Source organism: Pseudomonas sp. R43(2017), assembly GCF_002112345.1.
Lineage (GTDB): Bacteria > Pseudomonadota > Gammaproteobacteria > Pseudomonadales > Pseudomonadaceae > Aquipseudomonas > Aquipseudomonas kribbensis.
On sequence record NZ_NEHJ01000011.1, the window covers coordinates 156,419 to 170,040 of the forward strand.

Here is a 13,622-nt window from a genome sequence, read left to right on the forward strand (position 1 = left end):
GTCTCCTAGAGCGGGCTGACGAAACGGTTGTCGACCAAATCGTCGTTGCTGACGTTGTAGGGCTTACCCTGCAGTTCGCTGGCGGTTTCATTGGCCAGTTTGATCAGCGGCTCGCTGTCACCCGGCGCGCCCGGTTTGCCCAGCAGTTTCTCGCTCATGGCCTGATCGTAGAAGCGCACGCCCTGAGCGGCGGCGGCCAGTTCCTTCGGATCGGACAGGTAACCGCCGACGCCCTTGGCCATGATTTCGTAGGCTTTCTGTGGATGGTCCTTGGTGTACTGCACGGCTTTGTAGAGACCGGCGACCAGCGCCTTGACGTCTTCCGGCTGCTTCTCGATAACCGTGCAATTGAGCGCCACCACATCGACGATCACGCCGGGCGTACTGCTGCTGTCGATCAGCACCTTGCCCTGCTGCTTGTCGCGCACCATCGACAGATGCGGCTCCCAGGTCACGGCGGCCGGCACGCGACCGGCGATGAACGCGGTGGCGGCATCGTCGGCGGTCATGTTCTGCACGGTGATGTCACTCATGCGCATGCCGTTCTTTTTCAGCAGGTACGACAGCCAGAACTGCGAGGTCGACCCTTCGTTGACGGCCACCGCCTGGCCCTTGAGTTCCTGCAGGCTCTTCACGTTTTTACCGACCAGCACGCCGTCGCCGCCATGGCTGTCATCCAGCGCAGCCACGGCCTTGAAGCAGAACTGCGGGCGGTACTTCAGCACTTCGTCGATGGTCGACGCCGAGCCGGACAATTGCCCGGACGCCTGGGCGGCCATGTACATCGAGGCTTCCTCGACCACCGGCAACTCGACGGTCAGGCCGTTTTCCTTGAAGTAGCCCAGATCCTGAGCCAGATACAGGGTGCCGTAACCGACCCACGTGGTGTGGCCGATCGACAAGGTGCCGGCCTGGGCGGCGGTGACGGAAAGGGCGGAAATCGCCAGAGGACATGCAAGACGGGTAAACAAGGACTTGTTCATGGAGCACTCCCAACGCTGTTGATTTAGTTGTCATGGGCAGTACGGCCAGCCGGGGTCTCGCGATTGCACGCTGCGGTCTCTGTCGGACTCTGGCGGGCAATGCCTTGGCTGGCGAAATCGATGTTGACCCAGGCCCGGCGTCAGGAAAACGAGGAAATAGTTAGACGCGAACGATGAAAAAACTGGGTAGTGCGCACCGCGAAAGGGCGCGTCGGGCGGGGGTGCACGGTGGGGGTGCAAGGCAGATAAAACGATGTTGAATCGGCTGACGCAAATCGCGAGCAAGCTCGCTCCCACAGGTTTATCGGTCGTTCACAACTGTGTGATCCACCCCGATAACTGTGGGAGCGAGCTTGCTCGCGAAGGGGCCCTTGAACTTTACGAATACCTCAGAGCCGACCGTATTCCTGCGCCGTACGATCAACCGCTTTCAAGGTCTTGCTCACCAGCTCGTCGATCTCTTCACTGCTGGCAATCAACGCCGGCGCCATGATCATCCGCCCCAGGGTCGAGCGAATGATCACCCCCTCCTCAAAACCGATCGTGCGGCAGCGCCAGGCCATGTCGTTCTCATTGGCAAAGCGCTTGCGGGTGGCCTTGTCTTCAGCCAGTTGCAACGCCGCGACCATGCCCGTGCCCTGGATATCGCCCACCAGCGGGTGATTGCCGAACACCTCGCGCAGGCACTGTTGCAGGTACGGGCCGATGTCATCCTTGACCCGCGCCACCACGCCTTCATCGCGCAATGCCTTGAGGTTGGCAATCGCCACCGCCGCCGCCACCGGGTGCCCGGAATAGGTCAGACCGTGAGCGAACACACCGCCCTGCTCCACCAGCACGTCGGCCATTTTCTTCGACAGGATCAGGCCACCCATCGGGATGTAACCGGAGGTCAGGCCCTTGGCGATGGACAGGGTGTCCGGTTCGAAACCGAAGTATTCGTGGGCGAACCATTCGCCGGTGCGACCGAAGCCGCCGATCACTTCATCGGCGCACAACAGCACGTCGTACTTGCGGCAGATGCGCTGGATTTCCGGCCAGTAGCTTTCCGGCGGGAAGATCATGCCGCCCGCGCCCTGGAACGGCTCGGCGATAAACCCGGCGACCTTGTCGGCACCCAGTTCGAGGATCTTCGCTTCCAGCTGCTGCGCCGCCCGCAGGCCGAATTCCGCCGGGGTCAGGTGGCCTTCGTGGGCGAAGAAGTACGGCTCGTCGATGTGCGCGATGTCGGGAATCATCCCGCCCATTTCGTGCATGAACTTCATGCCGCCGAGGGCCGTCGCCGCCAGGGTCGAACCGTGGTAACCGTTCCAGCGGCCGATCATGATTTTCTTCTCGGGCTTGCCCAGCACCTGCCAGTAACGGCGCACGGTCCGGATCAGCACCTCGTTGGCCTCGGAGCCGGAGTTAGTGTAGATCGCGTGGCTGTAGTGCCCCGGCAGCAGGCTGAACAGCAGCTCGGAGAGCTCGATCACCTGCGGGTGGGTGGTGTGGAAAAACATGTTGTAGTACGGCAACTGCTCCAGTTGCCGGCTCGCCGCCGCGTTCAAGTCCTTGCGCCCGTAACCGAGGTTGGTGCACCACAGCCCCGACATGCCGTCGAGGTAGCGCCGACCGTCGTTGTCCCACAGGTGAAGGCGGTCACCGCGCACCATCACCCGTGGGCCTTCGTCGTTGAGGGCCTTCTGGTCGACGAACGCATGAATGTGGTGCGCTGCATCGGCGGCCTGGTAGTCGCGGGTTTCACGTGAGGTGGTCATCGCCGGATCTCCTTTTTTGTTGTGAGCGGCTGTCATGAGCGCAGTTGAAACCAGGTGGTTTTCAACTGGGTGTATTTGTCGAACGAGTGCAGCGACAGATCGCGGCCGAAACCGGACTGCTTGCCGCCGCCAAACGGCACGGTCACGTCCAGCGCATCGACGCTGTTGACCGACACCGTACCGGCTCGCAATTGCCGCGCCACCCGGTGCGCGCGGTGCAGATCATCGGTCCACAGCGACGCTGCCAGACCGTAGACGCTGTCGTTGGCCAGTTGCAAGGCGTGGGCCTCGTCATCGAACGGAATCACCGCCAGCACCGGGCCGAACACTTCTTCGCGAAACAGGGTCATGTGCGGCTGCACGTCGGTGAAAATCGTCGGCTGAACGAAGTTGTCCGAACCGTTGAAACTCAGTTGCCGCCCGCCGCACACGCGGGTCGCGCCTTCGCGTTCGGCCTGATGGATGAAGCGCAGAATGCTTTCGGTCTGACGGGTGTCGACGATCGCCCCGGCCGCACTCGCCGGATCCAGCGGATCGCCCGGCTGCCAGCGTTCGGCTTGGGCCTTCAGTCGCTCGACGAACTCGTCATGAATCGAGCGTTCCACCAGCAATCGCGAGTTGGCCGAGCAGACTTCGCCCTGATTGAAGAAGATCCCGAACGCGGCTTTCTGCGCCGCCAGGTCCAGATCCTTGCAGTCGGCGAACACCAGATTGGCGCTCTTGCCGCCGCACTCCAGCCACACCTGTTTGAGGTTCGACTGCGCGGAGTACTGCATGAAATATTTGCCGACCTGGGTCGAGCCGGTGAACACCAGACAATCGACATCCGGGTGCAGACCCAAGGCTTTACCGGTTTGTTCGCCGAGCCCCGGCAGCACGTTCAGCACGCCGGCCGGCAACCCGGCTTCCAGCGCCAGCTCGGCCAGACGTAACGCGGAGAACGGTGATTGCTCGGCGGGTTTGAGGATTACCGAGTTGCCCGCCGCCAGCGCCGGCGCGAGTTTCCACGCGGCCATGTCCAGCGGGAAGTTCCACGGCACCACGGCGGCGACCACGCCCAGCGCTTCGCGGGTGATAGTTGCCAGCACGTTCGAGGCGCTCGGCGCGACCTGATCATAGAGTTTGTCGAGGCTTTCGGCGTACCAGCGGAACACCCCGGCGGCGCCCGGCACGTCGATGTTGTAAGCGTCCATCACCGGCTTGCCCATGTTCAGCGAATCGAGCAGCGCCAGTTCTTCGCGATTAGCCAGAATCAGATCCGCCAGCCGCAGCAGGACTTGCTTGCGCTCGGTGGGCGAACGCCCGGCCCAGGTGCCGGCCTCGAATACTTCGCGCGCATTGCGCACCGCCGCATCGACATCCTCTTCACCGCACGCAGCGACGTTCGCCAGCAATTGGTCGGTGGCCGGGTTGATCGCGGCAAAGGTCTGCCCCGACTGCGCCGCACGCAGCTTGCCGTCGATCACGGCCTGGTACGGATAGCTCAATTCAGCGGCCTTGCGCTGCCAGTCTGCAAGTTCGAACACGGTGGATGCTCCTTGGACTTTTATTCTTTTATAAACGGCTGCAGTCGATAGTCGCTCAGGCCTGCGCTAGCCAAAACCAGTAAAAATGTCTTCGCAGACAATAAAAAAGGTAACCAGCCGATGGCCCCCTCACGCGCGTATGGGGCTATTGTTCAGGGACAAAAAAACCGCCGACAGAACGGAGGCCGGCGGCGTACAAATTGCTTGGATGTGAAATCCGTTCGTTCTGAGGTTCCCGTGGCCGCTTACAACCTGCGTCAGTTGAAATACTTCATCACCACCGTCGAATGCGGCAGCGTCGCCGAAGCGTCGCGCAAGCTGTACATCGCGCAACCGGCGATTTCCACGGCGATCAAGGGGCTGGAAGACAGCTTCGGCGTGCAACTGCTCATCCGCCATCACGCTCAGGGCGTATCCCTTACACCCAGCGGCGCGCGGTTCTTCCGCAAGGCCCAAGAACTGCTGCGCATGGCCAAGGAGTTCGAACAGAACGCCCTCGCCGACAACGACGTGGTGGCCGGGCAGATCGATATCGGCTGTTTTGAAACCGTCGCACCGCTGTACCTGCCGCAACTGATTGCCGGCTTCTCGGCGCTGTATCCCGGAGTGAAAATCCGCATCCGCGACGGCGAACAACAGGAACTGGTGCAAGGCCTGACCTCGGGCACCTTCGACCTGGCAATCCTGTACAAGCACGACCTCGACGCGACCATCGAAACCGAACCGCTGATGCCGGCCCAACGGCCTTACGCACTTCTGCCGGCGGATCACCGCTTCGCCCAGCTCAAGCAGGTGTCGCTGCGGGACTTGTGCCTGGAACCGATGATCCTGCTCGACGTGCAACCGAGCCGCACCTACTTCGTCAGCCTGTTCGAAGAACTGGGGCTGTCGCCACGCATCGAGTTCAGCTCGCCCTCGATCGAAATGGTGCGCGGCATGGTCGGCCAGGGTTTCGGCTTCTCGATCCTGGTCACCCGCCCACATTCGGAATGCACCTACGACGGCAAAAAAGTCGTGTGCGTGGACATCGTCGAAGACGTCACCGGCTCAGGCCTGGTGGCGGCGTGGCTCAAACGCGGGCAACTGACCAAACCGGCGCAGTTGTTTGCCGATTATTGTCGGGAGCAGCTGACGGCCAAGGCCAGCCTATGAAAATCAAAAGATCGCGGGCTGCGATCTTTTGATGCTTTATAAACCTCAGGTTGTCTTCAGAAAGCCGACGCAAGCTATCCAAAGAACCTATTGATCGTTTTCCGTACCGAGTTGAGGGTCGATTTCAACGAAATTCCGACGCAAATACCCTTCCATGGCAATGTCTTCAATCGCCCACTCACCATGCCCGAGGTTCCCGACGAGGTCGCGGCGTTGCAGGCGCTTCAAGGCCGTCTGAACCGTCGCCGCGCTGGGCACGTGGCCACCGGGCATCTCGCTGCCAATCCATTCGCGTCCTTCGGTAGAAAAAATTGGAAGGCCCTTCACCAGCCCGATAAGTACGGTGAAATCCAGAGGTGCCATCTCCAGGATCAGGTTCTCGAAGTTGCCTTCGTCCGTCATGGTGCTCCAGGCTCGATGGTCTGCATCTCGCACACTGAGCCCCTCAGTGAGACACAGCAGGAATACATCGCGAATGTACTTGGGCATGTATCCCCGGGCAGCAAAACGCTCGAAAGCGGCGTTTACCTCCCACTCCCTTCCAGTGATTTCACGAAACCGCTGGCCCAAATGCTGGACGAACTCCAGGCCAAGATTAGGAAACTGGATCTCGTGGCTGAACTGATAGAACGGTGCTTTGGTACGCCGAAACATTCGATGCAGGCCATCTTGGGAGGAGCCTGTAAACACTGCAAAGACTTCACCGTGCGCGTGCTGCAGTAGCGAACGGAGCGTAGCAGTCAAGTCTTCGAATTCTTTTCGGCTCGCCAGATGCTGGACCTCATCGATGATCAGCAGCGCCTTGCCGTTACCGAGTATCCGGAAGCGCTCGAAGAGCTCGATCAGGTTCAGTCCGCCCTCCTTCGCCAGTTCGGCCTTCACTGTTACGCCGTCGGTACTGGCGCCGGCCTCCACCGACTGGACCAGAGAACCCGGTCGCATGAGCTTGAGCCAGTTGCGTCGTAAAAAACCTGCGCCGTGGATGGCCTCATACAACGCACCCGCGATCACCCGCTCAGGATGCGCCTTGTCAAACCATAGGTCTGCTGTTGCGACAATAAAGCCGTGCGCCTTGGCAATCGGTATCAGGTCGTTGATCAGAAAGGTGGTTTTACCCTTGCGCCGAGGCGCGAATATCGTCGCGGCGTTCTGCAGGCGTGACTCGAAAGTGACCAGGATTCCTTCAGCCAGGTTGGTGCGAGGGAAGAGCAACGAGTCCTTGGTTTCCGGGGTCATTATGAGCCTTTATGTCAAAATACATAATTTATGAATAAGAAAATAATTACGCATAATTGAGAAAGATGGAAGCCTTTCCTGAATGCCTTCTGTCACGTACCTCGCGGCTTGGCCCGCGCAGTGGCTTCAGCCACCAGCGGATCATCCGGCCAATAATGCTTTGGATACCGCCCCTTCAAATCCTTCTTCACCTCGGCATAGGTGCTGCGCCAGAAGTTGGCCAGATCCTGCGTCACCTGCACCGGCCGCCGCGCGGGCGACAGCAGATGCAACTTGACCACTTGCCGGCCGCCAGCGATGCGCGGTGTGTCGGCGAGGCCGAACAACTCCTGCAGCCGTACCGCGAGAATCGGTGGCTGTTCGCTGTAGTCGAGGCGAATCGACGAGCCCGACGGCACGCTCAGGTGATGCGGTGCCTGTTCATCGAGTTGCTGTGGCAGCGGCCACGGCAGCAGATTACGCACGATGCTCGACAGGTCGAGGTTGGCGAAATGGCTGAGGCGCGAGACCTTGCCCAGATAAGGCATCAGCCAGTCTTCGAGGGTTTTCAGCAGCGTCGCATCGCTGACATCCGGCCATTGGCTGTCGCCCTTGGCGTCCAGATCGAGCTGACGCAGCAACGCGACTCGCGCCTGCCATTGGCGCAGTTCCGGGGTCCACGGCAGCAGCTCCAGACCTTTGCGCCGCACCAGATTGACCAGTGCCTGGCTGCGGGCGTTCTCGTCGAGACCGGTCAACGGTTCACGGCTGAGGATCAGTTCGCCGACCTTGCGCTGACGCTCGGCCCGCAGCACGCCTTCCCGCTCGTCCCAATCCAGTTGATCGACGTTGTGCACTTGCTCGGCCAGCACCGAATCGAACAGCGCCGGATCGAAATCCGCCGCCAGATAAATCCGTTCCTCGCGTTGGCCCTGACGGCTGCCGAGGTCAGCGATGACGATCCACGGTTCCTTCATCAGGCTGTCGGCTTCGGCGAACAACGCCGCTCGACCGTTGGCCAGACGATATTCGGCGCCGCCGGCACGCCGCTGCTGAGCGACGCGATCCGGATAGGCCAGTGCCAGCAGAGCGCCGAGCCAGCGCGGGTGATCGGGATCGCTGACCGGTTGGCTCGGTTGCCCGCGCAGGTAGCCGCGATATTGCCGTGCCAGTTGCCGGGCGCGCTGCACGCCGCCCTGAGCGCCCCGGGCCGCGCGTTCTTCGCCGGACAGCAGCACCAGACGACTGTGCAGATCCGCCCCGGCGCCGCGCAAGATATCCCGCTCGCCGAGCAGCGCGGCGACGTCGCACGCCATGGTCGCCAGCCCCAGCGCCTGACCGCGCAACAGCAAATGGGCGATGCGCGGATGCGCCGGCAGTTCGGCCATGGCCTGGCCGTGACGGTTGAGAGTTTCACCGTCCAACGCACCGAGACGCTGCAACAGATCCTGAGCCTGCGCATAGGCAGCCGCTGGCGGTACGTCCAGCCAGATCAGATCACTCGGCGCCACGCCCCAGCGACCGAGTTGCAAAGCCAGGCCCGCAAGATCCGCCGAGAGAATTTCCGCGCTGCCATAAGCCGCCAGCTGTTCGTGCTGATCCTGCGACCACAGCCGATAACACACGCCCGGCTCCAGACGCCCGGCCCGACCCGCGCGCTGGGTGGCGCTGGCTTTGGAGATCCGTTGAGTGTCGAGGCGGGTCATGCCGCTGCCCGGATCGAAACGCGGCACCCGCGCCAGCCCGGCGTCGATCACCACGCGCACGCCGTTGATGGTCAGGCTGGTCTCGGCGATGTTGGTGGCCAGCACCACTTTGCGCTGGCCCACCGGCGCCGGATCGATAGCTGCGCGTTGCGCATTCAGGTCGAGTTCGCCGTGCAACGGGCAGAGCAAGACGTCGCTGCGCTCACCGATGGCGTCCGCCAGTTGTTGATGCACACGGCGGATTTCCGCTTGCCCCGGCAGGAACACCAAGAGGCTGCCGGTTTCATCGTGCAAGGCTTCGAGCACCGTTTGCGTGACGCGTTGATCGATGTATTCGCCGGGCTGGAACGGCCGGCCCCAGCGCATCGTCACCGGGAACATCCGGCCCTCGCTGCGCAGGATCGGTGCATCGTCGAGCAACCCGGCCAGGCGTTCGCCTTCGAGGGTGGCGGACATCAGCAGAATCTTCAGCGGTTGTTCAGCTCGAAACAGTTCGCGACCGTTCAGACTGAGGGCCAGCGCCAGATCGGCGTCGAGACTGCGTTCGTGGAATTCGTCGAAGATCAGCAGACCCACGCCTTCCAGCGCCGGGTCGTCCTGCAAACGCCGGGTGAGAATGCCTTCGGTGACCACTTCGATGCGTGTGTTGGGGCCGACCTTGCTGTCGAGGCGAATGCGATAACCGACCGTTTCACCGACCTTCTCGCCCAGCTCGCTGGCCAGCCGCTCCGCCGCTGCGCGCGCGGCCAACCGACGGGGTTCGAGCATGAGAATGGTCTGCCCGTTCAGCCATGCTTCATTGAGCAGGGCCAAAGGCACGCGGGTGGTTTTACCAGCACCGGGCGGTGCTTCGAGCACGGCTTCATGGCGTGTCGCTAGGGCTTCACGCAGGGCGGGTAAAACGTCATCGATCGGCAACGAATTCATACTGGCTCCAAAACAGAGCGGCGAGTATAACGGCGAACTGCCAGGCGTTCGTCAGGGTCTTAACTTCACACGATGACGCTTCGTTAACAGATGACTCAGGAGATTCCCATGCGCTTACCTTTTCGCCTGATCGGCGGTGTACTGGTTGCCACCCTGCTCACTCAGATCACTGCGTGCGGTTCGATTTTCTATCCCGACCGGCGCGGCCAGATCGACGGCAAGATCGACCCGGCGATTGCCGTGCTCGATGCCGTGGGCCTGTTGTTCTATATCCTTCCCGGCGTGATCGCGTTTGCCGTGGACTTCACCACCGGCGCGATCTATTTCGAACCGGGCCACACGGCGCAGGTCGATCCGGCCAAGCTCAAACCAGCCATCGGCCCGGACGGTCAGGTCGATAACCTCAAGTTGCAGGCTATTCTCGAAACAGAACTGGGCCGCAACCTGCCGCTGGACGATCCGCGCCTGATCCGGCACAAGGGCAGCACCCAGCAACTGGCGATGTTCGGCCTGCAACCTGCCGCATAAGGAATCGATGCCCCCATGACCTCCAGCCCCGAACACGCCCGCCTGCTGCGGCTGGCGACCCGCGCCTCGGTGGCGGTGGCCTGTACGCTGATTATCGCCAAAGCCATCGCCTGGTGGCTGAGCGGTTCGGTGAGCATGCTCGCCGGCCTCACCGACTCGGCCCTCGATGGCGTCACTTCGTTGCTCAATCTGCTGGCGGTGCACTACGCGCTGCGCCCGGCGGATGACGATCACCGCTATGGCCACGGCAAGGCCGAATCCCTGGCAGGCATGGCGCAGGCGCTGTTCATTGGCGGCAGTGCGGTGCTGATTGCGTTTCAGGCTTATGAGCGAATCCAGCAACCGGAACCGCTCGGCGCGCCCTGGATCAGCATCGGCGTGATCGTGTTTTCGCTGCTGCTGACGGCGGCGCTGTTGATGTTGCAGCATCGGGTGATCAAGCAGACCGGCTCCAACGCCGTGCGCGCGGACTCGCTGCATTACCGTTCGGATATGTTGCTCAACGGCAGCATCCTGATCGCCCTGATCCTGGCGGGTCTGGGCTTTCATCAACTGGATGCGTGGTTCGGTCTGGGGATTGCCGTGTACATCCTCTGGAGCGCGATCCAGATCGCCCGGGAGAGTTTTTCCGTGTTGATGGATGAAGAGCTGCCGGTGGATGTCAGTCAGCACATGCTCGAACTGGCCTGCGGTGTGCCGGGTGTGCTGGGCGCCCATGATCTGCGCACGCGGATTTCCGGCAATCACTGGTTCGTCCAGTTGCACCTGGAATTGCCGGGGGAACTGACGCTGTCAGTCGCTCACGGCATCAGCGATCAGGCCGCCGATGCGATCCACGCTGCCTACCCGCGGGCCGAAGTGCTTGTGCACGCCGACCCGCAGGAAGTGGTGAAAGCCGCCCGGGCTCAGTAGTTGACCTGATAACCGCGGCTGCTCAGGCAATTGCCCTGGGCCTGACGGTAGGCCTGCACCACTTCGGGTGCGGGCTGGTAGGTCGCGGTACGCGGATCGAAACCGCTTTGCTGTACCGCGTATTGGTAGCACTGGTAGCCGTCCTGCTGGACCTGCTCCGGCGACTGGCCGTTGGCCGGATAGGCTTCCACGTCATAACCGTTGTTGGTCGGTTGTGGCGGTTGCTGCACCGGCGGCTCGACCACTACGTAATCCTGGGTCGCTTCCTGATAGGCGTAGTACGAGCCTGCCGCCAGGAACAACAGCGAACCGCCGATCCAAACTTCGCGGGCGTAATCCGGCAGGTACTGGATGCGGATCCCCCGTGGCGGCTGAACCACGACATATCGCGGACCTTGCGGGCGATACCAGTAGCCACCGGAGAAGAAATAATCCTGGCCACGATACGGAACGCGGAAGTCACGATCCGGGAAGCGGTCGATCACATGGCCCGGCCGGTATTGCGGGCCGGGGCCCCAGCCATTGCCATGCCCGTCGGGGCGACCCGGCCAGCGATGGTCATCGGGGCGATTGCCGGTCTGCCAGTTCTGGTGGTAGCCATTTTGCGGGCGTTCGTCGCGGTAATAGCCCTGACGCGGTTCCTGGGTCTGGCGCACAGTGTCGGGGCGCGGCTGGATCGGCAGATTGTTGACCGGTGGTGGTGGCGGCTGATGAACCGGCGCAGGTTGAACAGGTGGGCGATTCTGGTTCTGCCACTGCCCATTGTTGTGCTGCTGACCGTTGTGCTCGAACTGGCGGCTGTTGTCGCCGCGAATGATCTCGTTGTTCTGCGGCCGCGGCTGATTCTGCTGCGGCTGGTTTTGCGGACGTGGCTGGTTGTTGCCTTCACGGCCTTCGTTGTGCCCCTGATGCTCCCGCTCGCGTCCGCCGCCCTCGGGGCCACGATTCTGCGGCTCATCGGCCAGCACCTGCGCACAGACACTTACACACAGCAAACCTACACTGGCCAGACGCCAGATACGCGACTTCATGAAATTCCTCACTGCGGGCCGGACCCTGTAATTAAGTAGGGCTTGTAGCTAAGACCGGGAAGGGGCACACCGGGTTCTGCAACAGGTTATCAGTCACGCCATTTATTTATTGAGCGAACGAGGTCAAATCGCGGGCAAGAAAAAAGGGAGACCCGTCGGCCTCCCTTCTAGAGAACTTCGTCCTGGCTCGACGCTTTTGACGTCGGCTCACCTCACGCCGTCTTCTGGACAGTGTGCAGCTCGGGGGCCGGCACGTCCCCGGTGGGGGCGGCGGCCGCGGCGGGCCTGATTGGGCGGGCCGCAGTGGACTGTGTTACCGAGCAGTGATTCTGGTGATAAGGATAGGCCTGAGGCCGCGACAGATGATTGCGAAGATTGCTCAATTAAACATCACTTGCGCAATTTTTAACCCTGGATAGATAATCCGCCGCAATAGTTAGGACAAAGGACCGATTGATGAGCAAACTCGACCGTTACGACCTGAGCATTTTGGCGGAATTGCAGCGCGACGCCCGCATCTCCAACCAGGAACTGGCCGAGCGCATCGGTCTGTCACCCTCCCCGTGCTCGCGCCGGGTCAAGCAACTGGAGGACGATGGCTACATCTCGCGCCAGGTGGCCCTGCTGGACCGCAAGATGCTCGGTCTGAGCCTGACCGCCTACGTGCTGATCGGCATGGACCGGCACACACCGGAGCGTTTCGAGAACTTCGAAGCGGCAATCCGCACCTTGCCGCAGGTGCTTGAATGCAGCCTGGTGACCGGGGTCGATGCCGACTATCAACTGAAAGTCGTGGTGCCGGACATGGATCACTATCAGAAGCTGCTGCTGGGGCACCTGACCCGCATCGAAGGCGTGACCAGCGTGCGCTCGAGCTTTGTGCTGAATCAGGTGCTCAACAGCACCGAATTGCCGCTGACTCATCTGCGTAGCTGAAATCGACGAATGACTGCGGCACACCGACGCAGGTCAATGCTGCGTCGTTCGCCGCTGGCGTATACTCGCGGCCGCCCTTTCAGCCGCACAGCGCCGGAGATGCCCGATGGATCCAGCAGTATTTGAAGAGTGGATGATGACCGGCCTGGTCAGCATCCTGATCATTTTCATGGGTTTCATCGTCTGGGATCTGGCGAAGAAGTCCAAGGCCGGGCGCTTCGGCTCGTTCATCCTGTTCTTCGTGCTGGGCCTGGGCGTGGCCGCGTTCATCATCAAGAGTGTGGTGATCGGCCTGATCGAGTCCGGCGCCTTATAAGCGCGCCGGCACTTCCTTCCACTGGCCCTGATCGAGCCCTTCGATCGTCCAGTCCCCAATTCTGACCCGTACCAGCCGCAACGTCGGCAACCCTACCGCCGCCGTCATCCGCCGCACTTGGCGGTTGCGCCCTTCGCGAATCACCAGTTCCAGCCAGGTTGTCGGAATGGTTGCGCGAAAGCGTACCGGCGGATTGCGCGGCCACAGCTCAGGCTCATCCAGTTGCCGCGCTTCGGCGGGCAAGGTCATGCCGTCATTCAATTCGACACCGTCACGCAGGCGCTGCAACTGCTCGGCCGTCGGCACGCCTTCGACCTGCACCCAATAGGTTTTCGCCAGTTTGTGCTTGGGGTCGGCGATACGCGCCTGCAACTGACCGTCGTTGGTCAGCAGCAGCAAACCTTCACTGTCGCGGTCCAGCCGCCCGGCCGGGTAGATGCCCGGAACGTCGATGTAATCCTTGAGCGTCGCCCGCCCCTCGCCGTCGCTGAACTGCGTCAGCACATCGAACGGTTTGTTGAACAGGATCAGCTTCGGCTCGGCGGGCGGTGCCTTGGCCACACGACGCGGGGCTGAAGAGGATGGCTTCGCGCCGGGGCGGCGGGAAGGTGGACGTGGGGGACGGGACAT

General features: G+C 61.9%; 12 protein-coding genes. 5 read left to right on the plus strand and 7 right to left on the minus strand.

Annotated elements, in window-relative coordinates:
• Positions 1-5 precede the first annotated feature (5 nt).
• The 3 genes from CAG02_RS27365 to CAG02_RS27375 all read right to left on the minus strand — a co-directional run bounded on the left by CAG02_RS27365 (position 6) and on the right by CAG02_RS27375 (position 4,269).
• On the minus strand, positions 6-983 hold the full coding sequence (locus tag CAG02_RS27365; RefSeq protein WP_085712255.1) for an ABC transporter substrate-binding protein: 978 nt from the start codon (positions 981-983) through the stop codon (positions 6-8).
• Positions 984-1,372: 389 nt separating this feature from the next.
• Complete coding sequence (locus CAG02_RS27370; RefSeq protein WP_085712256.1) at positions 1,373-2,743, minus strand: aspartate aminotransferase family protein; 1,371 nt, start codon at positions 2,741-2,743, stop codon at positions 1,373-1,375.
• A gap of 32 nt (positions 2,744-2,775) precedes the next feature.
• Positions 2,776-4,269: an aldehyde dehydrogenase gene (locus tag CAG02_RS27375; protein WP_085712257.1), complete on the minus strand. Its 1,494-nt coding sequence runs from the start codon at positions 4,267-4,269 to the stop codon at positions 2,776-2,778.
• 237 nt (positions 4,270-4,506) lie between these two features.
• On the opposite strand from CAG02_RS27375, the gene CAG02_RS27380 reads away from it, so the two are divergent.
• Entirely contained in the window at positions 4,507-5,421 is a 915-nt protein-coding gene (locus CAG02_RS27380) for a LysR family transcriptional regulator (RefSeq protein WP_085712258.1), read from the plus strand.
• A gap of 87 nt (positions 5,422-5,508) precedes the next feature.
• On the opposite strand, the gene CAG02_RS27385 is transcribed toward CAG02_RS27380, so the two are convergent.
• Complete coding sequence (locus CAG02_RS27385; protein WP_085712259.1) at positions 5,509-6,657, minus strand: hypothetical protein; 1,149 nt, start codon at positions 6,655-6,657, stop codon at positions 5,509-5,511.
• A gap of 92 nt (positions 6,658-6,749) precedes the next feature.
• On the minus strand, positions 6,750-9,269 hold the full coding sequence (gene hrpB / locus CAG02_RS27390) for an ATP-dependent helicase HrpB (RefSeq protein WP_085712260.1): 2,520 nt from the start codon (positions 9,267-9,269) through the stop codon (positions 6,750-6,752).
• 108 nt (positions 9,270-9,377) lie between these two features.
• On the opposite strand from hrpB, the gene CAG02_RS27395 reads away from it, so the two are divergent.
• A complete protein-coding gene (locus CAG02_RS27395; protein WP_085712261.1) occupies positions 9,378-9,797 on the plus strand; it encodes a polyribonucleotide nucleotidyltransferase in 420 nt (139 codons plus the stop codon).
• Between the two features lie 15 nt (positions 9,798-9,812).
• Entirely contained in the window at positions 9,813-10,709 is an 897-nt protein-coding gene (locus tag CAG02_RS27400; RefSeq protein ID WP_085712262.1) for a cation diffusion facilitator family transporter, read from the plus strand.
• Here the strand turns inward: CAG02_RS27400 and CAG02_RS27405 are convergent.
• Positions 10,703-11,740 (minus strand): DUF6515 family protein, encoded by a 1,038-nt coding sequence (locus CAG02_RS27405; protein WP_085712263.1) that lies wholly within the window; start codon positions 11,738-11,740, stop codon positions 10,703-10,705. The two genes, CAG02_RS27400 and CAG02_RS27405, sit on opposite strands and share 7 nt — an antisense overlap.
• Before the next feature lie 456 nt (positions 11,741-12,196).
• On the opposite strand from CAG02_RS27405, the gene CAG02_RS27410 reads away from it, so the two are divergent.
• A complete protein-coding gene (locus tag CAG02_RS27410) occupies positions 12,197-12,676 on the plus strand; it encodes an Lrp/AsnC family transcriptional regulator (RefSeq protein WP_007909658.1) in 480 nt (159 codons plus the stop codon).
• 106 nt (positions 12,677-12,782) lie between these two features.
• Positions 12,783-12,992 (plus strand): DUF2788 domain-containing protein, encoded by a 210-nt coding sequence (locus CAG02_RS27415; RefSeq protein WP_003228500.1) that lies wholly within the window; start codon positions 12,783-12,785, stop codon positions 12,990-12,992.
• On the opposite strand, the gene CAG02_RS27420 is transcribed toward CAG02_RS27415, so the two are convergent.
• On the minus strand, positions 12,987-13,553 hold the full coding sequence (locus CAG02_RS27420; protein ID WP_170931653.1) for a pseudouridine synthase: 567 nt from the start codon (positions 13,551-13,553) through the stop codon (positions 12,987-12,989). The genes CAG02_RS27415 and CAG02_RS27420 overlap by 6 nt on opposite strands.
• Positions 13,554-13,622: the final 69 nt, after the last annotated feature.